The following is a 25,314-nucleotide window of genomic DNA, read 5'->3' on the forward strand; positions in this document are numbered from 1 at the left end:
GAGACAAAATCATTAAAAACACTAGAAATGAGAAGAATATTTATTGTAGCTTTTGCTTTATTTTTAGGCGTATTTCAGGCACATAGCCAGCAAGTAGACAAGGCAAAAAAGCTATTGGACGAAGTGTACAACAAGATGGTTGCTTACAATAATATCTATATAGATTTTAAGTATAACCTCGATAATATTGCTGAGAATATCAATCAGGAAACCAAAGGTAATGTAACCATTGCCAAAAACAAGTATGTGCTGAATTATCTGGGGGCTACTAAAATATACGATGGTCATAAGACCTATACCATAGTACCCGAGAATGAAGAAGTAACCATAGAGAAAAACGCCAATGACGACAATGCCATTACTCCTTCAAAAATGCTTACCTTCTATAAGAAAGGTTATAAGTACAAATGGGATATACAGCAAAATGTGCGTGGGCGCAAAATACAATATGTAGAGCTAAAACCGCAGAAAGCTAATACTGATGTAAAGCAAATTCTGTTGGGGATAGATATACAAACTAAACACATCTACAACCTTATTGAAATAGGAAAGAACGGTACTAAAACCACTATCACAGTGAATACTTTTAAAACAAACCAGCCTATTTCGAACAATATCTTTAAATTCGACCGCGAGAAGTACAAAAAAGACGGCTATACTATCAGTGAATTATAGATGAAGATATTAGACCGCTACATTATCACTCAGTTCCTTACTAACTTTTTAGGAGCACTCTCTATACTTGTTCTTATCTTTGTATTCCACACAATCTTTACATACATTGATGAGCTAGCGGGGCGTGGTTTGGAGTTATGGATTATATTCAAATTTCTAATCTATTTTATTCCGCAACTTATCCCTATCATTATGCCCTTGGCAGTGGTAATAGCTTCTATTATGACCTTTGGGGCATTTGCTGAAAACTATGAGTTTGCTGCGATGAAAGCCTCAGGTATTTCGCTAATGCGCGTAATGCGTCCGCTGATTATACTGATGGCATTACTGAGTTTAGGCACTTTCTTTTTAGCCAATAATGTAATTCCAGTAGCTTATCGCGAGGTGTACACCCTTAGATCGAACATTGCCAAAGTGAAGCCTGCTATGGCTATAGCCGAAGGAGTATTCTCTAACATAGGGGAAGATATAAGCATAAAAGTAGGGAAAAAAAGAGGTGATAATGACGAGTTTTTAGAGAATGTGCTCATTCACAAAAAGACTCCCGATAAAGTAAATCGCACTGTAATCAATGCCAAGCGAGGAGAACTCAAGAGTTCTAAGACTAATAGCAACTTCTTACAGCTTATTTTGGAAGACGGGACTTATTACGAGGATATTAAAACCAACTCTTACGAAGCCCAACAAAAAGTACCTTTTGCCAAAGTGTACTTTAAAAAATACGTTATTAATCTTGATCTTTCGCATTTGAACAATGTAGATTTTAACGAGAAAACCGATGCTACTACCTATCGTATGATGAATGTAGGACAGCTTAATTACGCTATCGACTCACTCCGCACCGATTTCAAGCAGAATATTACTGACTATGGCAATAATATGTTTCGCCGTACAGGTTTCTCAGTAGCTCCTTCTACATCTCTTTCTTCCGAAGTTAAAAAACAAGAGAAACCTAAACCTGCTAAGGAGATTACTTCGGTGAGAGAGCTCTTTAACAAACTGAACAACACACAAAAATCAATGGTACTTGATATGGCTATCAATACCAACCAAGCTCAGTTAGACAATGTGGAGTTCCGGCAAAGCGACCTTGAATATCGCTATAAGCTAATGAACTTACACATTTTAAATCTCAGCGATAAGTTTGCTCTTACGGTAGCTTGTTTTGTGCTCTTTTTCGTAGCGGCACCTTTAGGAGCTTTCATTCGCAAAGGAGGGATTGGAATGCCTTTGGTAATAGCAATGATACTGTTCTTAGCTTATTATTTTATAGGAATGTTTATGAAAAATATAGCTGAGAACAACACAATTAACCCAGCCTTAGCACCGTGGATACCCGCTTTGATACTTCTGCCTTTGGGTATTTATCTCACTACAAGGGTTACTACTGATAAAGAAGTGTTCAATTTCCCTATTACCAATAAACTAATGCGATTTGTAGAAGACAAAGTGAAAGAAATAAAAGGGAAAATTAAAAAGAACAAGTAAAAATCGATAATATCTAATTATAAGTTCATCAATGGATATTCAGAGGATTGAGTATCCATTGATTTTTTATAATATCACAATACCGAAAAAAAATGATAAAACCAATCATCAGAGGTAAAGCTAGCGATAAGTTAGGTATGAGAGTAGAGAAAGAGCTATATTATTTAGATGTAATATAAATTAATATCCGTTTTCTACTTTTCTTTTGGTATATTACTCATATAGTGTACTTTTGTCGCATATTTCACTAATTAAATTACTCGACATATGGAGACAGAAATTTTAGCACGGGTGCAGTTCGCACTGACGATTGCTTTCCATTACATCTATCCGCCTTTAAGTATAGGGCTTGGACTACTAATGGTAGCCTTTAAAGGTATCTACCTACGCACTGGTAAAAAAGAGTACGACACGCTCGCCCGCTTCTGGACGCGCATCTTTTCACTTACCTTTGGCTTAGGAGTCGCTACAGGGATTGTAATGGAATTTGAATTTGGTACCAACTGGGCTACCTATTCGCGTTATGTAGGTGATATCTTCGGTAGTGCTTTGGCGGCTGAGGGTGTTTTTGCTTTCGCTTTAGAGAGTACCTGCCTTGGTATTGTACTTTTCGGTTGGAACAAAGTAAAGCCTATATGGCACTTCTTGGCTACCCTTGGGGTGTTCTTAGGTTCTATGTGTTCTGCTATCTGGATAGTAATAGCCAACAGCTGGCAACAAACCCCCGCAGGTTATGTAATTGCAGGTGAAGGTATGCAAGCCAAAGCCGTAATCACCGACTTTTGGGCGATGGTGTTCAATCCTTCGAGCATAGACCGTATATGGCACGTGTGGCAAGGAGCTTTCTTGGCTGGTATCTTCTTGGTATTGAGCGTTCACGCTTGGTATTTACTCAAAGGGCGCCACGTAGAAATCTCTAAAAAAGCCTTTAAAGTAACTCTTATCATCGGTACCATTGTGTGCTTGTTGCAATTGGTTTCAGGACACAGCTCAGCTGATGGTGTAGCTAAAAACCAGCCTGAGAAATTAGCTGCTATGGAAGGGCACTTCAAAACAGGCTCTGGCGATGCTTACATTATTGGTTGGGTAGATAAAAAGAATGAGGAAACTCACGGGTTGAGTATTCCTAAGGGGCTTTCGTATATGGTGCATTTTGACGGCGATGCTCCTGTAACAGGTCTTGACCAATATCCAGTGGAAGACCGTCCAGGACAAGTGAATGCTGTATTCCAATTCTATCATATAATGGTAGCTATTGGTATGTTTCTCATCGCACTCACTCTCTACGCTTCTTTCCTATTGTGGAGAGGCAAATTATACAACAAACGTTGGCTCTTGCACATTTTCGTATGGAGTGTACTATTGCCACAAATAGGTAATCAAGTAGGTTGGTTTGCAGCCGAAATGGGTCGCCAGCCTTGGATAGTGTACAAACTCTTGCGCACGAGCGAAGCCCTTTCTAAATCGGTATCGGCTAACCAAATACTCTTTGCGATTATCTTATTTACTGTTATTTATATCATCCTCTTCGCTCTATTCATCTACTTGATGAACAAGAAAATCGTTCACGGTATAGATGAACACGAAACTCAAGAACAATTACAAACAGCATAACATTATACAGATATGGAAACATTTTTAGGAATCGACTACCCTACGTGGTGGTTCATCATTATAGGATTTTTGATTACAGGCTATGCTATTTTAGACGGCTTTGACTTCGGCGCTGGAGCGTGGCATTTGTTCTTCGATAAGAAAAAAGAACGCCGTGTAGCTCTAAACGCTATCGGACCAGTATGGGACGGTAATGAAGCGTGGTTAGTAATTGGGGGAGCAGGTATTTTCGCTGGTTTCCCACTAATGTATGCCGAATTGTTTTCGGCTATGAACACGCCTTTTATGCTTTTCCTCACCTTTATTATTTTTAGAGCGGTAGCTATTGAGGTACGCGGCAAAGAGGACAGCGACCGTTGGCGCAACACTTGGGATACCGTATATAGCGTGTGTAGCATCGTATTGCCTGTGCTCTTAGGCGTGGTAATAGCCAATGTACTACAAGGGCTTCCGTTAGACGAGAACTTTCAGTACACCGGAGGAGCGCTTTTTACTTTCCTTACCCCTTATGCATTACTTGTAGGTGTAATGACACTCTTGCTCTTTATGGTACACGGAGGTTTGTATTTGCTTCTCAAAACTCACGGAGATATGCACCACCGCATCGAGAAACGCATTAACTATGCATACCTCGGCTTTTTGGTAGTGTTTACAGCAGTAGCGATTTACAGTATGCTCACTCCTCATTTAGCTGAAAATATTGCTAATAACACTGCACTGAAAGTATTCCCTGCGTTATTGCTCCTCAGCATCTTAAGCGTAGCTTTCTTTATGAAGAAAAAAGACTATAAAAAGGCTTTTGTGGGTACTATTCTCACCATCGTTTTCTTTATGGTGGTAGCAGCACTGAATTTGCACCCTACTTTCTTGAGAACTACTTTAGAAACAGGCAATAGCATTACCGTATACAACGCAGCAGCTTCTCAAAAATCATTAAAGATTATGCTCACTATTACTGCGATAGGGGCGCCGTTATTGCTTCTCTACACTTATTTCGCCTACAAAGTATTCTGGGGCAAAGTAGAGATTGATGAAAACAGTTATTAATACAAGCCTTATAGGCGCTATAAAATAAGAAAGAGAGAAAAGGTTTTAAAACTTTTTCTCTCTTTTATTTTGGTAGGTAAAAAATAATTCGTACTTTTGCGCCCGATTTAAACCATTATTAAATAACAAAGCTATGTATGCAATTGTAGAGATAGCAGGGCAACAATTTAAAGTTAGCAAAGACCAAAAAGTGTTTGTTCACCGTTTGCCTAATCAAGAGGGAGAGAAAGTAGCGTTTAATAACGTACTCCTTTTAGATAACAACGGAACCATCACCGTAGGCGCCCCAGCTATAAATGGAGCTTCCGTAGAAGCAAAGGTTTTGAAACATTTGAAAGGTGACAAAGTGCTCGTGTTCAAAAAGAAAAGACGTAAAGGTTACAAAGTTAAGAACGGACACCGTCAGTTCCTTACGCAAATTGTAATTGAGAACATCGTTGCAAGTGGTGCTAAAAGTACCCAAGCAAAACCTAAGACAGAAAAAGCTCCTGTTAAGTCAGCAAAAGCTGATGATTTGAAAAAGATAGAAGGTATTGGGCCTAAAGCAGCAGAAGCCTTAGTAGCAGCAGGGGTAGACACCTTTGCTAAATTAGCTAAGAAATCAGCTGAAGAAATCAAAACCATTCTATCAGAAACAAGTTCAACCTTGGCACACTTAGACCCTCAAACTTGGGCAGCTCAAGCTCAATTAGCCGCTGACGGCAAATGGGACGAACTTAAAAAATGGCAAGACGAGTTGAACGGTGGTATCGTAAAATAATTGTTAAACCTAAAAATCTAAGAAAAAATGGCTCACAAAAAAGGTGTCGGTAGTTCTAAGAACGGTAGAGAATCTCACTCTAAACGCTTAGGTGTTAAAATTTTCGGTGGACAAGTTGCCATCGCAGGAAACATTATTGTTAGACAACGCGGAACTCAACACAATGCTGGCGAGAATGTGTATATTGGTAAAGACCATACTTTGCACGCTAAAATCGATGGTATCGTTAAGTTCGAAAAGAAGAGAGATAACAAATCATTTGTTTCTGTTATTCCATTAGAATCATAATAAAGTTTTTTAATGTTACAACAAAAAAAGCCTTTGGAACTCCAAAGGCTTTTTTTGTAAATAATACCATCTTATTCTACTATGATAGTGTATTTAGGGTCTATATTAGTACGCGGGTCAAAAACAAAATCAAAAAAAGAGGCATCATCTTTCTTATCTTGTTTTACCCTCTGATTAACTTTGTTTTCCCTTCGTTTTATTTCCCTCAAAATTAGTGTTTTCTCACCATCTTTAACTATTCATTACCAATTACTTATACACCCTTTCTATACCAATCTTCCAAGATTCGTATAAGCTTCCTATAAGCTCTCTATAAGCTAAGCATATCCTCCTAATAACCTTTTTTTATCAAAATTGCATTCCAGCCTCTTCTGAAATCTTCCGTTTCCTTACGAAGACTCCGACCTTCCATCGCCCATCAGTATTTCTGGTATTATGTTAATGTCAGTTCGATATGCACAATATTGATTTACAATAGTATTTGTGTCATAACCTGTGAAATCCAGCAACGAAGTTGCCAATCCGTGCATATCACATTTGTCAATTATCAATTATCAATTGTCAATTGAAAGACTATCCGTGTAAGACTTTCAGGCAGTTTGCTGCCTATTTGTTTGATTTTTTAAAGATTTGTAAGATTTCTGTAGCGTAAGCTACACTTTTCTTACATTGAACTCACGTTATATTATTAAAAAAGGTCAGCAAAAAGAGTTTTGCTGACCTTTTTCTTCTGTTTCTATTATCCTAATCTTTACTGTATCGTAATCGTATTGAGTTTGTTATAACCTGTTTGAGCTTCCCATATGCCTTTGTTAGCCAAACGAATGCTGTATTCCGGACGATGAGCAAGACTTTGGTAAGGGTCTGGTAAATTCAAATAAATGTCATAAAGCCCTTTGGAAAGATGTTGAGGTAAAGTAATATCTGCTTTCACTTTCACAGTCTTACCTGCAAACCAACGTCGAGGGTCGTCATTGAGTTTAAATACTTGTTTTTCCGAAGTGCCTTTTCTCACTAAAACAATCTGCACATCACGACGATTATACGGCGAAGCAAAGCCCTCATTTTTGAGTTCAAGCTCTATTTGCAAACGTCCTCCAGGCACAGGGTTACCCGTAAATTTACTGTAATTAAGTGCAAAACGATAGCCTAATTTTCTTTTCATATCGTCCATACATCTGTTTTTCCAACTATTAATAGTACCCTCGTGAAAGTCCATATTAATATAACTCCAATGGTACAAAGCCATTTCTCTTAAAGCATTGCTACATTCTGTAAAACTATTAGGCGAGGTGCAAGTCTCTCCGCCCATCACCACATACTGGGTCTCCCGCTCCATATACTTGCGGTAGTTTTCATTAGGATAAGTACCCATATTAGGAGCATCAGCTAAAAAGCAATCGTTATGGAAGCCTATGCGTGATAAGTCACTGCCATTATAAGCATTTCCCTCTGTAAGATTCGTGTGCACATTGATGTTTTGGGTAAATATCTTTGCCATTGGGTAGCGCACACACACCATTCTGTCCTTAGGTAAAATGCTCAATTCTTTTGCTAATACCTTTCTGCGGGCTTCATAAGCTCCTGCATTTTCTTGGGGTTCAAAGCCGTAATGATTGGTGTAATACCATTCGCCCCAAACACCCACAAAACCTGCTTCCCATACAGCTATGATATCAGCATTTTCACGAATTATCGGTGCCAATTGGTTAAGGTGTCTTTCCGTCCAATACCACGAGGTATCTCCTCTACCATTGTAATAATCACCTTGGTCTTTTGAATAAGCAAAGCGTAAAACCACCTTAGAGCCTCCTTCGCGAATGACTCGCATATTATTCCGAATCCGATTTAAAAAGTACTCCGGAATATCTTTCTCTCGAAAGTTATTCATATAATAAATCGTGAGAATAAGACTTATCCCCTCCTGATTTCGCTTCTGTCTCACCCAATCTACATTAAGTGTCCAATCACCTTCCCCTTGGTCTTGATGGGTTAAAAAACCTCTTTCAGGATTTAAAAACACCTCATTAGTACCTTCATATCTCACTGTCTGATTGAGAGAAGGAACTGCTGGGGGCGTAACGGGTGGTATAGGGGTGGTAGTAGACGTAGTAGTAGAGGTTTTGGTAGTAGGTGACTGTGTACCTCCTCCATTGTTAACGTCATCTTCTTTGCTTTGGCAAGAGATTATGGTGGTTAGTAAAACAAAAAATGTTAAAAGATATTTTTTCATAGGATTTTAAGTTTACAATGCATAATTTATTACTTAATCTTTACAAAATAAGGTAATCGCTCCAAAGGTACTTTTAGGGTGTATGCTTTGCCTCCTTTGTACTTTTTGCCTTGTTCATCTTGCCAAGTGCCTTTGGGGAGTTTTACCGTGCGAATATCGCTTTCGGTCATTACAGGGGCTACTAAATACTTATCGCCCAGCATATATTGGTCTTTGCAATTAGCGAAACCCTGATGAGGAAAAGCATACTCCATACTGCGCACAATAGGTTCTCCTGTTTGTGCCGATTTTTTAGCTTCGGCTATGATATAGTCGCCTAATTGTTCGTGCCATTTGGCATATTTGATACAGATAGCCAAATTCTCTTTCGATAGAATGCGCCAAGGAGCTACTGAGAATTGCATCATAGGCATCATCGAATGTATTTGGCAAGAGCGCACGATGAGTTTCTGATTGAACTTAGTAGGGTCTACATTCAAGAAACTGCCGTATTCCCCTCCGCCTATCATATCAGGGCAAGCAAATGCATAACCGTTGAGTCCTGCGGCTATCATATCGGGGACTAAACGGGCTACACCGTCCCAAGAGTAACTCTTGTCACCCAAACGTTGTACCAAAGCCTGTCCGCCCAATTTCCAGCAAGCGCGGAACTCGTTGTAAGGGAATTCTAAACCTAATTTACCCCAGAGATAGGTTTGTTCAGTATCGTAAGATTTTTGGTCGAAAACCTCTACATCTTCCGCCAAATAGCGCTCTGGGTCACCTGCATCAAACTTAAATCCATCGATGCCGTATTCTTTTTGTAGGTCTTTAAGCATATTCACAAAGTAGGCAAAGGCTTCGGGATTGCTGAGGTCGTAGCAAGCGCTGAGCCCATTCCACCAATCGAGGATAGCAGGGGTGTCAGCTCCTTTTTTCTTCACTAAATAGCCTTTGTCACGCAAAAAGCGGTACTCTTGGCTATCGGGCGATACAAACGGGCATACCCATACCATTACTTTGAAGCCCATTTGGTGGAGCTGGTTTATCATTTCCTTAGGCGTAGGGAACTTATCGGGGCGGAATTGCCATACGCCATAGTCTTTTTGCCAGTTGTCATCAATCATTATTACTCCCGTTGGCATTCCGTTATCCAGAATGGCTTTGGCGTAGACTAAAACGTCCTTTTCATTCTGATTGTAAATAAGTTCTATCCAAGTGTTGTATTGTGGTTTGGTAAAGAACACTTCGGGGGGAATTACCCCTGAAGGCGGAAAATATTGTTTACTCACTGCCTGATAGGCGCTTTTGAGGGTAGTACCTGCTGTGTGGCAACCCACCTCAGCCCGTGAAGGAGTGATAAGTATCTTTCCGTCTTTAAATTGGTAAGCAAAAGGAGCTTCCGAAGCGATATAACGCCCTTGATTAGAGTACAGAAAGGGCACTGATTGGTTGTTAAAATTCTCGGTGCGCAAGTTGTAAATACGCTCCGATGGTTGGTAAGGCATCTCTTTGCCTACGCCCGTAAAGCCACCCCACCATTGTTCATTGGGTAGTAGGGTGATTTCAGTGGGCTGTTGTGCACTCGCCCATAGCGAACTGCACAAAGTAATAAAAGCAAATATTCTTTTCATTTGTATGTTTTTAGTCGTTAGTTATTAGTTCTTAGCCGTTAACTTTTTACCTCTTATCTCTTATCTCTTACCTGAAATAAATTCTGAGGGTGATACCCCAAATTGTTCTTTAAAAGCTCTTGTGAAATACGACGGACTATCGATTCCTACTTCGTAGCACACTTCACTGATGAGTTTATCAGTAGTTTTGAGCAGTTCGGCAGCCTTGTCTAAGCGTATTTTGCGAATGTAGTTCGCCAAGGTAAGCTCGGTAGCTTGTTTGGCAAAGCTGTACAACTTAGTGCGGTTCATACCGAGTTCAAGGCAGAGGTTATCTACCGAGAAATGTGGGTTTTGCATATTGGTCACTACCAAGTGAGTGAGCTTGTCTAACTGTTCTTGTTGTTTTTTATCAATCACCTTCTGACGAATATTCTCAATAGGAGCGTGTTGTTTGCTCTTGTTGAGCAAGTTGCGCACATTGGTTTTGAGCAGTTTCACATCAAAAGGTTTCGTAAGGTAGGCATCAGCACCTAACTCAATTCCTTCTATTTGTGACTCTATTTGCGATTTCGCCGTGAGCAATATCACAGGAATAAAGCAAGTTTGCAGGTTCTTTTTCAGGATAGCACAAAGCTCAAAGCCATCAATTTTAGGCATCATCACATCCGATATGACCAAATTAGGAAAATGCTGATTACACTTCTCAATCGCTTGTTCGCCGTCGGAGGCGAGAATGATGTTGTACTCTTTGATAAAGATGTTTTTGAGTATCATCAGTACCTCGTGATTGTCGTCTACTAAAAGCAAGGTAGGTTTATCTTCTTGAGGCAAATTTAACATTTCGTCCTCTTCTTCGCCTATGTGTTCATACTCAACCGCATAGTCCGATAAGTATTCTTTCAGCTGAAAAGCACTGTCCTGTAACTTCTGTTCGGGCAATAAGTAACTATCGTCCATAGGGAAGGTGATGATGACTTCGGTACCTACATTGGGCTTACTGCTAATAATAATTCCACCGCGATGCGCTTCAACTAATGATTTTACCAAAGAAAGCCCGATGCCCGAACCTACTCTTTTTTGTCCTTGTCCCTCTACACGGTGAAAGCGTTCAAAGATTTCGGATAAGGCATTCTTCTCCAACCCTATGCCTTCATCTTGCACTTTTACCACCAACTGTTTGCCTGGCAAGGTATGCGCAGTGTTCTCAAAGGCGCTCTTGTAGAGCGGTGTGAGCTCGCTCAAATTCTCTACCGAAATCGATAAGCGTATAGTGCTTCCCGCATTGGAGTACCTAATAGCATTGGAAAGAATATTCGAAAGTATCTTGCTAAAATACTTCTCATCTAACCACAACTTTACTTCTTGTTCAGGTAGTGTTAATTGCAACGTTATAGCCACTTTGCTTGCCCACTCCTTAAACTCGTTGTAAATGGCTTGCACATAGCTGTTTGCCGAAATGTAATTGGCTTTTAGCTGAGGTGTATACACGTCCATACGGTGTATTTCAAGCAGTTCGTTCACCATATTACTGAGCTTACCCGTATTGCGTTTGAGGGTATGCACATACTTATTGGAAGGCATTTCCTCTTCCATTTCAGTTACTGCGTGGCTCATTAGGGTAAGTGGTGTGCGGAACTCGTGTGAGACGTCTGTAAAGAACTGCATTTTCATCTGCATTAGCTCTTCTTTATGTCGCTCTTTTTCCTCTTGTACAGCTATGGTATGTTTCATTTGCGTCCATCGCATAAAGTACCTGAAACCTATGTACAGCAAGCCTGCAAGGGCAAATGCATAGAGGGTGTATGCCCACCACGTAAGCCAAAAAGGAGGCTTGGAGACCACTGTAAGCTCGGTCTGCGCTCCGCTCCACTGTTGCCAATCGCCTACCTCTACTAATAGTTTGTAAGTGCCATAAGGGAGCTTTTGGTAAGTAGCGTGTGGGGCAGGGTCATTCACGGCTATATAATGCCAATCAGTGTCGTAATCCTCTAATTTATAACGGTAACGCAACCGCTGAGGTGCATTGTAAGACAAAGTGGTGAAGTACACCGAAAAATCGTTGTTCGGGTACGCTATCGAAAGCGCATCGGTAAACTCTATACACGAATTGACTATCTTGCCGTTGTTTTCAAACCTGCTAAAATGTACTCTTAGGTGAGCTGACGAAAACATCTGCGCTTGTGGTTTGAAATAGTTAAAGCCGTGTGAGCCTCCAAAGTACAGATTCCCCTCAGCATCTTTGCAAGAGGAAGCCGTCCCGAAACTGTGTCCTTGCAAGCCATCGTTATTGCTGAAAGCGGCAAAACGTTTTAGTTTTGTATCAAAGAAACTCAAGTAAAAGCCTCCACACCACACATTGCCAAAAGCATCTACTTCCACACTTTCAATATCGTTAGAGGTTGCCCCTTCTTCTATACCGTAATGTTCGGCAGTATAAGTGAGTTTGCCATTAGCGTTATCAGTGAGAATCACCTTGTTTAGTCCGCTACCCATAGTGCCTATCCAATAAGTATCTTTGTCTTTATCAATTGCCCAAAGATAATTACTACTCAGGCTGTGCGAGGTTTTAGCGTCGGCAACGTATTTGAGCACACGCACTACCTCGCCTTTGGCATTGAGTTGCAATCTGTTTAAGCCCATTACCGAGGTTATCACAAGTTCGTTCTTAGCTTTATCCACATATATTTTGTGGAGCTTGTTAGTAGATAACCTACGAGGTTCAGGCGTTGTTTCGGTAAAGGTGTAGACGTTTTGCCATTGTCCTTTTTGCTCTTCAAAGCACTCCAATCCTGAATAGGTAGTAATCCACAAACGGTGAAAGGTATCGAGCTTGATATCAAATATATAATCGTTGCACTGTGTTGCAAACGAACCGATAATGCGTCGGCTTTGCTTGTCTATCACCCATACCCGTTCGCGAACCGATACGTACAAGTGTGCTTTATCGCTCTGAATACTCGTAACGTTAGGCGAAAGCTCAGGAGCATTGCAATAATGCTCGTCTAACTGCTGGCTCTGGGTGTGAAACCTAATCACTCCTCCGAACTTATTGCCTATATACACATAGCCATCGGGGTCGTAGTGCATCGTGCTTACAAACTCCGAACCCACTTTGCTCTGGGGTTTTATCCATACCGTCTTGAAGAACGCATCGCGCGTACTGCTGTACGATACGCCATTAGACCAAGCCGATACCCACAAATTGCTCTCTTTGTCTAAGAACACACTGTTGATATGATTGCTTGCCGAATACGGATTCAAAGGCGAGTGACTGTGTTCTTTCAGCAGAGAAAGACTGTTTTTATCCAACTGAAAGATACTTTCTTCATTCACTACCCACACGTATTGACCGCTCAGTGTAAGAGAAAGCAAATGTTTGTTTAGGTCAAATTCCTTTTTAGCGACTATCGTATAGGTGTTATCGGGCTTACAGGCGTACTTCACTAAGCTATCTCGGTAAATCACCCACAAATAGCCATCGGTATAGAGCATCTTTACGATACCCGAACCTATGTTGTTCACCTTTTCAGGTAGGGCTTTTAGTGTGCCCTTGTCAGGAACGTAAGCCGATAACCAAGGGAACCCCGAAAGCCACACTTCTCCTTTTTCACTCACCGCTATTTGCGGATTGAGTTGCGAAGTAGTGAGTTGTGAGGCAGAGCCAATAGGCAATGTTTTTAGCGTAAGTGTCTTCTCGCGCTGATTCCATACTACTTTAGCACGCCTAATTTGGTTTTCACTCAAAAGCCAAAGTTCATTATTTGTGCCTTTTTGTAAGAGTTTTACTTTGGTATAGAAAGCCAAATCAAGAGGGTCGTCTATTTTGAAATTGACAAACTGTTTCAGCCGAATATCAAAACAAGCTACCCCTGCTTCGGTAGCTACCCAAAGGTAACGCCCCATAGGTTGCAAGCTGTACACACGGTTGTAGTACACCGAGTTGATAGGGTCTTGCTCGTACTTGTAGGCATCAAGAGTATAGCCATCGAAACGGTTCAGCCCTCTGTGGGTGCCTAACCAAATAAAGCCCAACGAATCCTGAGCAATGCAAGTAACGTTGTCGTGTAACAGACCTTCATTGCGCGTAAGATGGTGGAAAAGGAAAGTTTCTTGCGCTTGAATTCTCACCACCAACTCTTCTGTGAAAGCGATAGGAAAGAGAAAATACCACAACAGCAGGATTCGCAGGAGCTTTATCGTTCTGTTCATTTGTCAAAATTTCATTTAGAGGGCAAAGATATAAAATCCTTATCAAAAGCTCAAAATACCCAAATCTAAAAACTGATAAGTAACCTTCATTTCTTCATCTTAGATTCGCCTTACCTTCATCGTAGATTCGTCTTTTGTTCGTCATTCCTTCGTCTTTTGTTCGTCTTTTGTTCGTTGTAGAGCCACTGTAGAGCCACTGTAGAGCCACTGTAGAGCCACTCTTCGTTCACCTCTTCTTCGTCTTTTCTTTACCCTATTCGTACAGATTACACCTCATCACTATCCTATGGGGTTACCGTAATTTTGATAGTGCGGTATTCAGTGTTGTACTTGTACTCGTCAGCACTTACAGTTCCTACATCAGTTTTATAGCCGTCTTTTGAATAGCTTTTAAAACCACTGCTACTGCCCACTACCACTACCTCATAAGTTCCTGCTTTGTCATACGTATGAGTGTATTTGGTTACCCCAGAATCATCGGTAATGGTAATACCTTTTCCTGTATCGAAAGCCTTATAGTCAATAGCTCCAAAGTTAGCCGATTCAACAAAATAATCGCCTATATAGCCAATGCCAGCACCCACGGTAGTAAACAGAATCTGAATATAAGAAAGCGTTGCCATTTTTTTGTTTACAGCACTTTCCCACGCTGAAATGGTACGACCAATATCAAAAGTGTAATCGGTATACTCAGTTTTGGGTTCTACAAATAAATCCCAAACGGTTTCTTTTTTGAAAGTGACTGCTGTTTCTCCTTCAGCAATTCCTCCTAAGAATATCACGATAGGGAACTTTGTTTCTTCGGGGTGTTCGCTTTGGTCGTTAGTACTTTTCAAAGTAGTTGTCGCAAACTTCATTCGTAAAGTCATCTTCTTGTCACTTCCTACTTTGGTGTTTACATTAAGGCGCAAAGCTTCATACCACCAGTTAGGGTGTTTGGCATTCACTTTCACTACATTTTTACCTATGGTAGCATCGGTTACTACTTCGGCTTGACTGCCAACTAAGTTATCACCGCTATTGGCGTTGCGCACTTCAAAAGCGCCATTGGCTAAAGTAGTGCTCCCTACTTGTGTAGAAGTAAAGTCTACTTTGTAAGGTTTCACATCAGGGTCGGTAGGGCGATAGTTTTTACCTTGTAATTCCTCAGAAGTCTTCCCTTTGAGTACATTGTCTATACTCTTTTGGTAATCGTGTCCTTCATCACCGGTGTAAATAGCCAAGGCATTTACATTGTGATGAATAGTAAAAGTTACGGGTTCGCCTACCCTTACTTGGGTTTTATCAGCTGTTACTGATAGGTCTACGTCTTCAGGTTTATCCTTAGTACAAGCACCCAAAGCCGTGAGTAGCAAACTGCTAATGAGTAATATATATGTTTTCATTTTAATATCCAGGATTTTGAGTTAAATTCTTATTTGCGTCCAATTCGCTAAGCGGAATAGGTAATAGCTGGTGATAAGGGCGAACATTCTCAGGCGCAGCAGGTGCTGGAATACGGCGTTCCTCCCCACTGATAAACGGATTGTTGATACGCCAGTTTTGGAAAGCTTGTACCAAAATGCCACGGCGTACGAGGTCACACCAGCGGTCGGTGGTTTCTCCTACAAGCTCGCGAGCCCGTTCATTTAAGATTTCAGTGCGGAAAGCGGTATAATCATCGCTGTAATGTTTAGCTGTCCACATAGCAGTACCTGCATAGTCATAACCATAAGAGGAGGTTTTCCAATCGGGTACTACGGTGTTTACATCGTTGATATGAGTTTTATCCAAATCACGAGGCAATACATCGCGGTGTACGATGCGTCCGCCTGCTTTGTTAGAGATACGAGCGCGTTTGCGCACTAAATTCACCGCATCGTAAGCGCTTTGCACGTTGGTGCCATTCATTGTTAAAGAAGACGAGGGTGTGTAAGCCCCAGGTGAATGGTTTACCTCGTTATAAGCCTCTGCATAGATGAGGAGTACATCAGCAAAGCGAAGTAACGGTTCATCCATACCAAAGTTCTTGTAGTTATACGAAGAGGTATCAGCTAGTGGGAAACGGCGGAACTTACCGATACTCCACATCACCCAGTTATTGTTTTCGGTAGCCTTACTAAGAGGTTGGTCTACACGGGTATCTTTGTAAATATTGTAGTCCCAACCCCATAACTTACCATTGTCGAGTACTTGCACACGTGGGCAGTTCCACAACCGGCGAATAGAGTCGGAGGGTTCATAAATCATACGGTGGTAATCGGAACTGGAAATGTTATCCCACGAACCTCCTAAGTTTTCATTCCCTCTCATTCCGTAAAGCATTCCTGTGAGGGTACCGGTATCGTCACCTGTAAGACCTTGTACGCACCAAATAACTTCTTTTGGAGCTTCGCTTATTTTGGTTTTAGCGTTGAATACATCGGGATAGTATTCTACTAATTGGTAGCGACCGCCTTGTATGACCTCTTTGGCATAGTTCATTGCTTTGGTGTAATTTTCAGTAGCCGAACCAAGCACTTCACGTCCGTCGCGTTGTGCTACTGAGGCAAGCCACAAGTGTACTTTAGCCAAGAAACCGCGACAAGCATCTTTGGTAATACGTCCGTATTGGTAACCATTGCCTGTATCGCCTTTTTCGGCTACGTGAGCCATCGAGTAAGTAAAATCGGCAATGATTTGCTCAAACACTTGCTTTTGTGGGGTACGAGATACTTTGAGGTCGTTGAGTGATTGGGTTTCTTTTAGTACCAAAGGCACATCGCCAAACCAACGCACCAAATCGAAGTACAAGTAAGCGCGCACACCACGAGCTTCGGCTACATAGCGTTCCCAGTTATTGATGCGATCTTGGTGTTCGGTTACATTATCGATTACCCAGTTGCAGTTCTTAATGGCTGCATAATGTTGTTGCCACATTTGGGTGATATAATCGTTGTCAGGTCCAAACTTGTAGTTGCGCAAGCCTCCCCCTTCGTCCCAATCGGCACGTTTGGCAAGGTCGGTACTGATTTGTTTGGTACCGTGCCCTGTAACATATACATCGGTAAGGTAACGGTAAGTACCGTTCATCGCTTGGCGAGCATCCAATTCATTTTCATAGAAAAATTGAGATGTAGGGGTGCTCTTGGGGGTTTCTTCCAAGAACTTGCCACAACTGCTAAGCCCAAGACTTGCCCCTATTGCTATAATGGTGGTAATATGTAATTTCATAATCTATATCTTTTAAAAACCAACTTCTACTGAGAATAAAACCGATGTGGGTCGTGGATACGGACTCATATCGAGACCTGGGGCTAAGCGGGCAATAGTTCCATAGCCCGTATTAGCTTCGGGGTCAAATCCTGAATAGCGCGTCCAAAGTGCAAGATTGGTACCGGTAACGCCTACACGCAATTTGTTAAGTTTGTAAGGCTCTAACACTTCTTTAGGCAAGTTGTAACTAAGAGTAACAGTTTGCAAACGCAAGAAAGAACCGTCTTCTACCAAGTCGCTACGGAAAGCGTTTTCAGCCCAGAAACCACCTCCAAAGAGCGGGAAGTTACGGTCGGGGTGTGCTTCCGACCACACGTTATTATAAACGCTTTGTGTGATATTGTCGATATTCTTAGTGCCTGTGAGGTAGTAAGCATTACCGTTTACTACATCGTTGCCATACGACCAACGCAAGAAAGCGTACAGTTCCCAACCTTTATATGAGAAAGTGTTACCTATACCACCTGTGTGCAATGGGTTTACATCGGCTACGGGCACACGGTCGTTAGTGTCGATTACACCATCGTGGTTGATGTCTTTCACACGCAAACCGCCTAAAGCTACGTTAGGCCCTGGTTGTGCATTATCCACTTCGTTTTGGTTGTGGAATACACCATCGGCTACATAACCGTAGTAAATACCTACTGGCATACCTACGCGCAAGAGCACATCACTTTTGATTTTGGAGTTGATGCCACGATCGTAGAATTGTTGATACTGACCTTCGTCTAATGAAAGGATTTTGTTTCGGTAGAAAGAAATATTGAAATCGGTTGTCCATTTGAAATCGCCTTCACGCAACCATTGTGCATTGAAGCTCACTTCGAGACCTTTGTTTTCCATTGAACCTGCATTCTTCCACGCTTTTTGGAATCCCGAAGTAGAAGGGATATTCACTTCCAAAAGCATATCGTCTATGCGTTTGTAATACAATTCAGTAGAAAGGGTGTAACGGTTTTTGAGAAAGGACAAATCTAAACCGATATTGTATTGCTTTTGGCTTTCCCATTTGAGGTTGTCGTTAGCAATATTGCTGGTATAACGACCGATTTCTACTTTGTTACCGTCCAATACCACTTTGTTTTTAGCAAGTTGTGCTAAAGACTGGTAAGATGGGATTTGATTGTTACCTGTCATACCAAAACTACCGCGCAAACGCAAATTGGAAATAGCTTCTATTTTCTTGATAAAGTCTTCTTCGTGAGCATTCCAAGCCAAAGAAACGGCAGGGAAATAACCGTATTTGTTATTCTTACCAAATTTAGAAGAACCATCGGCACGCAAAGAAGCGTTGAGTACATACTTGTTGTTATAACTATAAGTAGCCCTACTGATGTACGATACCAATTGGTTACCATCATAAGTGTACAAAGGCGCATAGGTTACTAACCCTTGGTTGATACCCCAAATACCTTGTTTGGTATCCTCGAAGTTGGTAGACTTATTGTAAGTATAATCTGTCCAATACTTATTGGCTTCAAAAGCACCCATTATAGAAAAATAGTGCTTATTGATGCTCTTAGAGTATTGCAAACGGGCTTCATATACCCAGCTGTTCTCATTGCGATGAGAGAGTTCCATACGTCCGCGTTCTGACTGTCCGAACCAAGTGTCAGGTCCCCAAAAACGGTCTTGACCAATAGTGTGTAAACGGTAAGAAGCACTGGTGTTGAAAGTCAAATCTTTAAGCAGTTGATAGCTGAGGTATACATTGGCGTTGAGCTCGTTGTATTTGGTATTGATATCCACTTGGTCTACCGCTACCTTAGGGCTCATCGTACGAATATTAGGATAGCTCATTAGGGTACCAAAACCAGGGTAGTCTAAGAAAGGAGAAGTTTGCAAAGCTTTGAGAACCACTCCATTTTGAGACCAATCGCTTACGGGATTTTTATCCTTAGAAACGGCATAAGAGAGGTTGATACCTGCATTCATCTTATCGTTAATCTTCTGAGAGAGGTTGAGACGTGAAGTAAAGCGATTGAAAGCAGAACGTTTGATAAGTCCTTCTTGGTTCAGATAGCCCACTGAAAGCATATAGCGGGTTTGGTCGGTACCACCCGTGATACTACCGTTAGCTTCGTTTTTGGTACCTGTTTGGGTAACTTCTTTCAGCCAATCTTTTACGGCAGGGTGATTCCAGCCTTTTTCGGCAATCATTCGTTGCCAAAAGTCTATTTGAGGTTGATTGCCCCAAGTGCCATAATCGAGCATTTTGTGAGCGTAATCTTCAGCACTGAGCACCTTCAAAGGGATATTAGGCATCATTTCAATAGAACTTGCATAACTGAAGTTAAATTTAGGTTTAGCGAGTTCTTTACCTTTTTTGGTGGTGATAAGCACTACCCCATTAGAACCGTTAGACCCGTAGATAGCTGCCGCTGCGGCATCTTTAAGGATTTCCATTGACTCAATGTCGTTAGGGTTTAAACTGAGTAGCGGATTGGTAGCCACATCTTCATTGGTGTTGGTTACCCTTTGGGTAGGCATAGGCACCCCATCAATAACAAAGAGCGGTTGCGTACCTCCTGTAATGGAGTTCACTCCGCGAATTCTAAATGTGAGTCCGCTGGAAGCAGAACCATCGGAAGAGATGATTTGCACCCCACTCACTTTACCTTGCAACGCTTGCAATACCTGCGACGGACTGCTTTGGGCAATATCTGCCATCTTCACCGAAGCTACTGCTGTAGAGATATCGCTTTTGCGCTGTGTACCGTACCCTACAAGCACTACCTCATCAATCTGAGTGACCTCAGGTTCGAGAGATACATTGAAAGTACGTGTTTTACCTACGGCTATGGTTTTAGAGCGATAGCCCATAAAGCTCACTACTATTTTATCGGTAGGCGCTACACTTAGGGAGAAACGCCCTTCAAAATCAGTAGCCGTACCTGAATGTGCGTGCTCTACAGCAACGCTTGCACCAGGGAGGGGTTGTTTGTTTTCATCGGTAACTACCCCCGTAATAGTTACTTTTTGCGCCAGCATTGGGATACTGAACAGCAAAATACAAATGCTAATGATGCTTTTCATTATATAAAATTTAAAGTTTTTTCTTTGGGACAAAATTAAGGAATACTTAACAAAAAGCACTTTACTTATTGTACATTTTTCTTTACTAAAAGTTATTTTTCTGGTAAAAACGTAAGTAATCAATAAGTTAACGTGAGCTCAACGTAAGAAATATCGTAGTATTTATGTTACGAAAAATATACAGAATAGAAGCACAAGGGCTTTTTAAAAGGAAATAAAAAGGAATTATAAGTAATCGGTAAAAGTGTTTTTTGGTTGAAAAGAGCTTGGGTTAGCTTATAGAGAGCTTATAGGAAGCTTATACGAATCTTGGACGATTGGTATAGAAAGGGTATATAAGTAGTTGATTAATACCATAATACAACGATTAAAAAGTGCTAAAAATGAGGTTTCGAGGCGAAAGAAAGAGGAATAGGTAATAGGCCTTAGGTCATAGGCAATAGGGGGGAGTATGACGGAAAAGGGGGAATGTAGCGACGGAGAAGGGAAGAAATGACGGTGCGAGCCACACAGGCAGATAAAATTAGTAAATGAGTTAATTAGCAAATTAGCAAATGGGGGCGGGAGAATTAAATAATGTAGATTTAGAGAGCTTATAGAAAAGACGAACAAAGAACGAACAAAGAACGAACAATGAGTGGCTCTATAGTGGCTCTACAGTGGGTCTTCAGTGGCTCTACAACGAAGAAAAGACGAAGAAAAGACGAAGAAAAGACGAAGAAAAGACGAAGAAAAGACGAAGAAAAGACGAACAAATGATGAACAAATGATGAACAAATGATGAACAAAAGACGAAGAAAAAGTGAAGGTAAGTTAAAGCTAAGATAGGGATAAAAAGAAAGTTCGGTTGTATTTATCAATGCAAAAAAAAAAAAGGGGATACCAACGCAAAAGCGAAGGTATCCCATTTTTTAATATATTTAATGATTAAAAATCGATAGAGGTATCGTCTTCTCCAGAGTCTTCTTCTTTCTCCTTGCTACAATCTATTTGGATTTGTACATTCTGAGGAGCAGGGAATGCAGCTTTGGAAACAGCTAAGTCAGCATCGGCATAACACTTTTTCATATAGTATCCCCAAATAGGTAGAGCCATTGTAGCCCCTTGTCCATAAGCCATACTACGGAAGTGTACTGCACGGTCTTCGCCTCCTACCCATACGCCTGTTACAAGATTAGGCACCATTGCGACAAACCAACCATCGCTGTTGTTTTGGGTGGTACCGGTTTTACCAGCTATGGCATTGGTAAATTGGTAAGGATAGCCAGTCATCACATTTTTATATACAGCGTTGTAACTATCAGCTCCTTTGGTGCGTAATCTCGCCCCTGAACCGTAGCGAGTAACACCTTCCAAAAGATTTACTACGGCGCGAGCTACTTCGGCATTTACTACATCGTGAGTTTCAGGAGTATTTTCGAAGAGTACTGTACCGTTTTTATCTTCAATACGGGTAATCAGTACCGGTTTTACATATACGCCTTCATTGGCAAAAGTACCGTAAGCACCTACCATTTGGAAAACAGTGGCATCGGCAGTACCTAAGGCGATGGAAGGAGCTTGAGGCATATTGGAAGTAATTCCTAACTTTTTCACTAAGTTAATGACAGGAAGAGGACCTACTTTATCCATTAAATTCACCGTAATAGAGTTTACGGAGTTTGCTAATGCATATTTGAGAGTCATCATCTTACCGGTAAAGTTACCTGTGGAGTTACGCGGACACCACGCTTGCAGGTTACCATATTTATGAGCTTCTACACAAGTTTGTATATCGGGCAGCTCTAAACAAGGAGAATAGTGGAGCTGGTCAATAGCTGTGGCATAAACAAAAGGTTTGAAGGTAGACCCAGTTTGGCGAGCTCCTTGTATGACTTGGTCGTACTGGAAATGTTTGTAGTTAATACCACCAACCCAAGCCTTGATATGCCCTGTTTGGGGTTCCATAGACATCATTCCTGTGCGCAAAAAAGCCTTGTAATACAGTATAGAATCGCGAGGGGTCATTACAGTGTCTTTCTCACCTTTCCAACTGAATACGCGCATATCGGTCTTTTTATAGAAAGAGTCGCGGATTTCCTTTTCGGAATAGCCTAAATACTTTAAGTGAGCCCAGCGATTAGAGTTTTTCATCGCCTTTTCAATTAGGGCTGCGTACTCATCTTTTGAGACCTTCACGAAAGGGAACATAGGGTTCTTTTTAGGGTTATTTTCGGCGTCGAAAGCCTTTTGTAGTCGTTGCATATGAGCTTTAACGGCAGCCTCAGCATAGGCTTGCATTTTAGAATCGATAGTAGTGTAGACTTTTAGTCCATCGAGGTATAAGTTGTGCTTGGTACCGTCTGGCTTAGGATTGTTTTCAATCCAAGTTTTCATATAAGTGCGCAAGTATTCGCGGAAATAGGTAGCCAAGCCGTCGTTATGGCTCTCAGGAGTGAATTTAATTTTTAAAGGCAGTTTTTGTAGAGAGTCTTTTTCCTCTTGAGTAATGTAGTTGTTCTTTGCCATTTGGGCAAGTACTACATTACGCCTATTGGTGACGCCTACTTTATTTTTCACTGGATTATAAAGAGCGGAGTTTTTAAACATTCCGACTAGCATTGCCCCCTCTTCTATCTTGAGGTTTTTAGGTTCTTTATCGAAGTAAATTTTGGCAGCAGAGCGTATACCATCGGCATTGTTATTAAAGTCGTAGACATTAAAGTACATTGCCAATATTTCTTCTTTGGTATATTGTTTCTCGAGACGAGTAGCAATGACCCATTCTTTTATCTTTTGAGTATAACGCCCTAAGCCTCTTTTCTTTTCTTTATGGAAGAGCTGTTTAGCCAACTGTTGGGTAATAGTTGAAGCTCCTCCTCTGCTACCGAAGAAAAACATTGCGCGCAAGGTGCCACGTACATCGATGCCTGAATGCTCGTAAAAGCGTTCGTCCTCGGTAGCAATAAGCGCATCGACTAATGATTTGGGCAAATCTTTAAACTTAATAGGGGTACGATTCTCGTCTAAATAGAATTTTCCTAAGGATTTACCATCGGCGGTAATTATTTCGGTAGCTAAATTGGTTTCGGGATTTTCTAAGTGTTTGAAGTCAGGCATCTCGCCTAATAGTCCCAAAGACGCTGATAAGAACAGCAACATAATTGCTACAATTCCACCAGCAAAGATATACCAAAACCATTTTACGACGGGGCTTATACCCTTTTTGGTTTGACTATTGTTTTCTGTGTCGTTTGTTTTTTTCATATCTTATTTATCAGTTTATCAATGAAAGTTTACTTTCTGTTTTTTACTTCCTCAACTCTTAATCCTACTTCAGTAATTCCTTTGAGCACAGGCACGCCGTTGTTATCGCCTATTTTTCGCATTGCTTGTTCTATTTTTATGAGATATTTACCTTTAGTAGGGAATGTGAAATTTTCTTTATACCACAATTTACTCTCTTTTACGGCTGAATAGCCATAGCCTAACCACTTACCTTCGGGGGTAGCCATTTCGTACTCCAAAGTGTCTACAATTACTTTATTGCTGTTAGGCAATTCCATTTTAGTAATGAGAAACAGATTGCTGAACTCATAATGTTCGTCATTTCGGAGCATTATAAAAAGGTTTTTCTTTGCTACTGTGTCGTTTTCTTCTAATTCAAAAAACATAGGTTTATGCTGTTCCCAACCATTGGGTAGGGAAACGTATTGACTATATTCCACCCCACTATGGCAAGAAATAAGCAAGGTAAAGAAGGTTAGCAGGCTAAGAATTCTCATCTTTTGGTGTATTGTCGTTATTATTAACTTTTTGTTTGTTTTTATAATTAGGGTTCTTTTTGTTATTCCCATTGGTATAATGAGTATTTTTAGGTTTCGCTTGTGGCTTTTGAGCTTGTTTTTCGTTTGCTACTTCTGCATTGTTATTGTCTTTCTTAGCTCCTTGATTGGACTGTGATTTCAGTTGTTTAGAGGAGTTATTATTGTTACTTTGAGCAGATTTAGCATTCTTTTGACCTCCTTTATTGTCCTTTTTATTGTTGCGTTTGTTCTTTTTGCGCTTAGGAGTATCGAAACGGGTGATGCTATCTTCTTCTACCGGAGCGAGTTCAATGCCCTCATATACTGAGGTACTCTTACGAGAAGACAAATCGGTTACAATGGCATATTCTTCGAGTTCCTCGATAGGTTCGCCGTTTTTATTGATTTCTAAGATTTCTTTTACACTGTCTACAGATAGTTTGTGCCAAGTAATAGGGTTTTCATCATAAGTGAACCACATTAATCGCTTAAAGATATCTATTTTTTGACAAGTAGCCATACCGCGTTGTGTATGGAGTTTTGTATCGGTTCTTGGGAAGTCTTGCAGAGCATCTAAATAAGTATCGAGCTCAAAGTTCAAGCAACATTTTAGCTTGCCACATTGCCCTGCTAATTTCTGTGGATTTAAAGAGAGTTGCTGATAGCGGGCAGCCGAAGTAGAAACACTTCTAAAATCGGTAAGCCAAGTAGAGCAACACAATTCGCGCCCACAAGAGCCTATACCGCCCAAACGAGCTGCCTCTTGACGGAAACCTATCTGGCGCATTTCTATACGCACTGAAAAGGCTTTTGCCATATCCTTAATGAGTTGGCGGAAATCTACGCGTCCTTCAGCTGTATAATAGAAAGTAGCCTTAGAGCCATCACCTTGAAATTCGACATCTGAGATTTTCATTTCGAGCCCTAAGGCAATAGCCAGCTCGCGTGATTGTTTTTGTACTTCAATCTCTTTGGCACGTGACTGTTGCCACACATCTATATCGTGCTGATTGGCTTTGCGGTATACGCGGGGCAAGTCGCCTTCCCAATCTATTTTTCGCTTCTTCATTTGCGAACGCACCAACTCACCTGTGAGCGTTACTACCCCTACATCGTGACCTGAGGGAGCTTCGGTAGCCACGACATCTCCCATTTGCAGAGGAAGCTTGTCGACATTGCGGAAGTATTCCTTCCGACTGTTTTTAAAACGTACTTCCACGCAGTCGAAAAACTCTTGTCCACCAGCTAATTGAGTATTAGCAAGCCAATCGAACACCGAGAGCTTTACACTCCCAAAGCTACTGGCTCGACAGTTGGATATACACCCTTTTTTTGTATGATTGATTGTGC

General features: G+C 41.1%; 15 protein-coding genes. 6 read left to right on the top strand and 9 right to left on the bottom strand.

Annotated features, from left to right (window positions below; all coding sequences use genetic code 11):
- Positions 1–27 precede the first annotated feature (27 nt).
- From HMPREF1320_RS10370 to rpmA, 6 genes are all read left to right on the top strand, one after another.
- A complete protein-coding gene (locus tag HMPREF1320_RS10370; protein ID WP_002670855.1) occupies positions 28–675 on the top strand; it encodes a LolA family protein in 648 nt (215 codons plus the stop codon).
- A complete protein-coding gene (locus tag HMPREF1320_RS10375) occupies positions 676–2,163 on the top strand; it encodes an LptF/LptG family permease (protein WP_009751622.1) in 1,488 nt (495 codons plus the stop codon).
- Between the two features lie 267 nt (positions 2,164–2,430).
- Complete coding sequence (locus tag HMPREF1320_RS10380) at positions 2,431–3,777, top strand: cytochrome ubiquinol oxidase subunit I (RefSeq protein ID WP_009418633.1); 1,347 nt, start codon at positions 2,431–2,433, stop codon at positions 3,775–3,777.
- Positions 3,778–3,789: 12 nt separating this feature from the next.
- Complete coding sequence (gene cydB, locus HMPREF1320_RS10385) at positions 3,790–4,824, top strand: cytochrome d ubiquinol oxidase subunit II (RefSeq protein ID WP_009751643.1); 1,035 nt, start codon at positions 3,790–3,792, stop codon at positions 4,822–4,824.
- Between the two features lie 133 nt (positions 4,825–4,957).
- Complete coding sequence (rplU, locus tag HMPREF1320_RS10390) at positions 4,958–5,584, top strand: 50S ribosomal protein L21 (protein WP_009418644.1); 627 nt, start codon at positions 4,958–4,960, stop codon at positions 5,582–5,584.
- Positions 5,585–5,611: 27 nt separating this feature from the next.
- Complete coding sequence (rpmA, locus tag HMPREF1320_RS10395; protein WP_002670844.1) at positions 5,612–5,872, top strand: 50S ribosomal protein L27; 261 nt, start codon at positions 5,612–5,614, stop codon at positions 5,870–5,872.
- A 751-nt stretch (positions 5,873–6,623) separates the two neighbouring features.
- Here rpmA and HMPREF1320_RS10400 read toward each other — a convergent pair.
- The 9 genes from HMPREF1320_RS10400 to HMPREF1320_RS10440 form a co-directional block, all read right to left on the bottom strand.
- Positions 6,624–8,105 (bottom strand): DUF4832 domain-containing protein, encoded by a 1,482-nt coding sequence (locus HMPREF1320_RS10400; RefSeq protein WP_009751606.1) that lies wholly within the window; start codon positions 8,103–8,105, stop codon positions 6,624–6,626.
- A 29-nt stretch (positions 8,106–8,134) separates the two neighbouring features.
- Positions 8,135–9,718 carry a glycoside hydrolase family 31 protein gene (locus tag HMPREF1320_RS10405; protein ID WP_009751626.1) on the bottom strand — a complete coding sequence of 528 codons (1,584 nt, stop codon included), beginning with the start codon at positions 9,716–9,718 and terminating at the stop codon, positions 8,135–8,137.
- Between the two features lie 60 nt (positions 9,719–9,778).
- Positions 9,779–13,909 carry a response regulator gene (locus HMPREF1320_RS10410; protein ID WP_034554577.1) on the bottom strand — a complete coding sequence of 1,377 codons (4,131 nt, stop codon included), beginning with the start codon at positions 13,907–13,909 and terminating at the stop codon, positions 9,779–9,781.
- Between the two features lie 284 nt (positions 13,910–14,193).
- Positions 14,194–15,294 (bottom strand): DUF5017 domain-containing protein, encoded by a 1,101-nt coding sequence (locus tag HMPREF1320_RS10415; protein WP_009751645.1) that lies wholly within the window; start codon positions 15,292–15,294, stop codon positions 14,194–14,196.
- A 1-nt stretch (position 15,295) separates the two neighbouring features.
- Positions 15,296–17,101 (bottom strand): RagB/SusD family nutrient uptake outer membrane protein, encoded by a 1,806-nt coding sequence (locus tag HMPREF1320_RS10420; RefSeq protein ID WP_009751620.1) that lies wholly within the window; start codon positions 17,099–17,101, stop codon positions 15,296–15,298.
- A gap of 12 nt (positions 17,102–17,113) precedes the next feature.
- Positions 17,114–20,179: a SusC/RagA family TonB-linked outer membrane protein gene (locus tag HMPREF1320_RS10425; protein ID WP_009751619.1), complete on the bottom strand. Its 3,066-nt coding sequence runs from the start codon at positions 20,177–20,179 to the stop codon at positions 17,114–17,116.
- 927 nt (positions 20,180–21,106) lie between these two features.
- Positions 21,107–23,425 (bottom strand): penicillin-binding protein 1A, encoded by a 2,319-nt coding sequence (locus HMPREF1320_RS10430; RefSeq protein WP_009409916.1) that lies wholly within the window; start codon positions 23,423–23,425, stop codon positions 21,107–21,109.
- A gap of 29 nt (positions 23,426–23,454) precedes the next feature.
- Entirely contained in the window at positions 23,455–23,943 is a 489-nt protein-coding gene (locus tag HMPREF1320_RS10435; RefSeq protein WP_009409915.1) for a gliding motility lipoprotein GldH, read from the bottom strand.
- A complete protein-coding gene (locus tag HMPREF1320_RS10440; protein WP_009751614.1) occupies positions 23,930–25,240 on the bottom strand; it encodes a stage 0 sporulation family protein in 1,311 nt (436 codons plus the stop codon). Before HMPREF1320_RS10440 ends, HMPREF1320_RS10435 begins: the two co-directional genes overlap by 14 nt.
- Positions 25,241–25,314 lie beyond the last annotated feature (74 nt).

This window comes from Capnocytophaga sp. oral taxon 335 str. F0486 (genome assembly GCF_000277665.1).
GTDB classification, from domain to species: Bacteria; Bacteroidota; Bacteroidia; order Flavobacteriales; family Flavobacteriaceae; genus Capnocytophaga; species Capnocytophaga ochracea.

Bases quoted from the DNA above. Each gene is read 5' to 3' on its own strand.
- HMPREF1320_RS10370 (WP_002670855.1), top strand. From the start codon at position 28: ATGAGAAGAATATTTATTGTAGCTTTTGCTTTATTTTTAGGCGTATTT.
- HMPREF1320_RS10375 (WP_009751622.1), top strand. From the start codon at position 676: ATGAAGATATTAGACCGCTACATTATCACTCAGTTCCTTACTAACTTT.
- HMPREF1320_RS10380 (WP_009418633.1), top strand. From the start codon at position 2,431: ATGGAGACAGAAATTTTAGCACGGGTGCAGTTCGCACTGACGATTGCT.
- cydB (WP_009751643.1), top strand. From the start codon at position 3,790: ATGGAAACATTTTTAGGAATCGACTACCCTACGTGGTGGTTCATCATT.
- rplU (WP_009418644.1), top strand. From the start codon at position 4,958: ATGTATGCAATTGTAGAGATAGCAGGGCAACAATTTAAAGTTAGCAAA.
- rpmA (WP_002670844.1), top strand. From the start codon at position 5,612: ATGGCTCACAAAAAAGGTGTCGGTAGTTCTAAGAACGGTAGAGAATCT.
- HMPREF1320_RS10400 (WP_009751606.1), bottom strand. From the start codon at position 8,105: ATGAAAAAATATCTTTTAACATTTTTTGTTTTACTAACCACCATAATC.
- HMPREF1320_RS10405 (WP_009751626.1), bottom strand. From the start codon at position 9,718: ATGAAAAGAATATTTGCTTTTATTACTTTGTGCAGTTCGCTATGGGCG.
- HMPREF1320_RS10410 (WP_034554577.1), bottom strand. From the start codon at position 13,909: ATGAACAGAACGATAAAGCTCCTGCGAATCCTGCTGTTGTGGTATTTT.
- HMPREF1320_RS10415 (WP_009751645.1), bottom strand. From the start codon at position 15,294: ATGAAAACATATATATTACTCATTAGCAGTTTGCTACTCACGGCTTTG.
- HMPREF1320_RS10420 (WP_009751620.1), bottom strand. From the start codon at position 17,101: ATGAAATTACATATTACCACCATTATAGCAATAGGGGCAAGTCTTGGG.
- HMPREF1320_RS10425 (WP_009751619.1), bottom strand. From the start codon at position 20,179: ATGAAAAGCATCATTAGCATTTGTATTTTGCTGTTCAGTATCCCAATG.
- HMPREF1320_RS10430 (WP_009409916.1), bottom strand. From the start codon at position 23,425: ATGAAAAAAACAAACGACACAGAAAACAATAGTCAAACCAAAAAGGGT.
- HMPREF1320_RS10435 (WP_009409915.1), bottom strand. From the start codon at position 23,943: ATGAGAATTCTTAGCCTGCTAACCTTCTTTACCTTGCTTATTTCTTGC.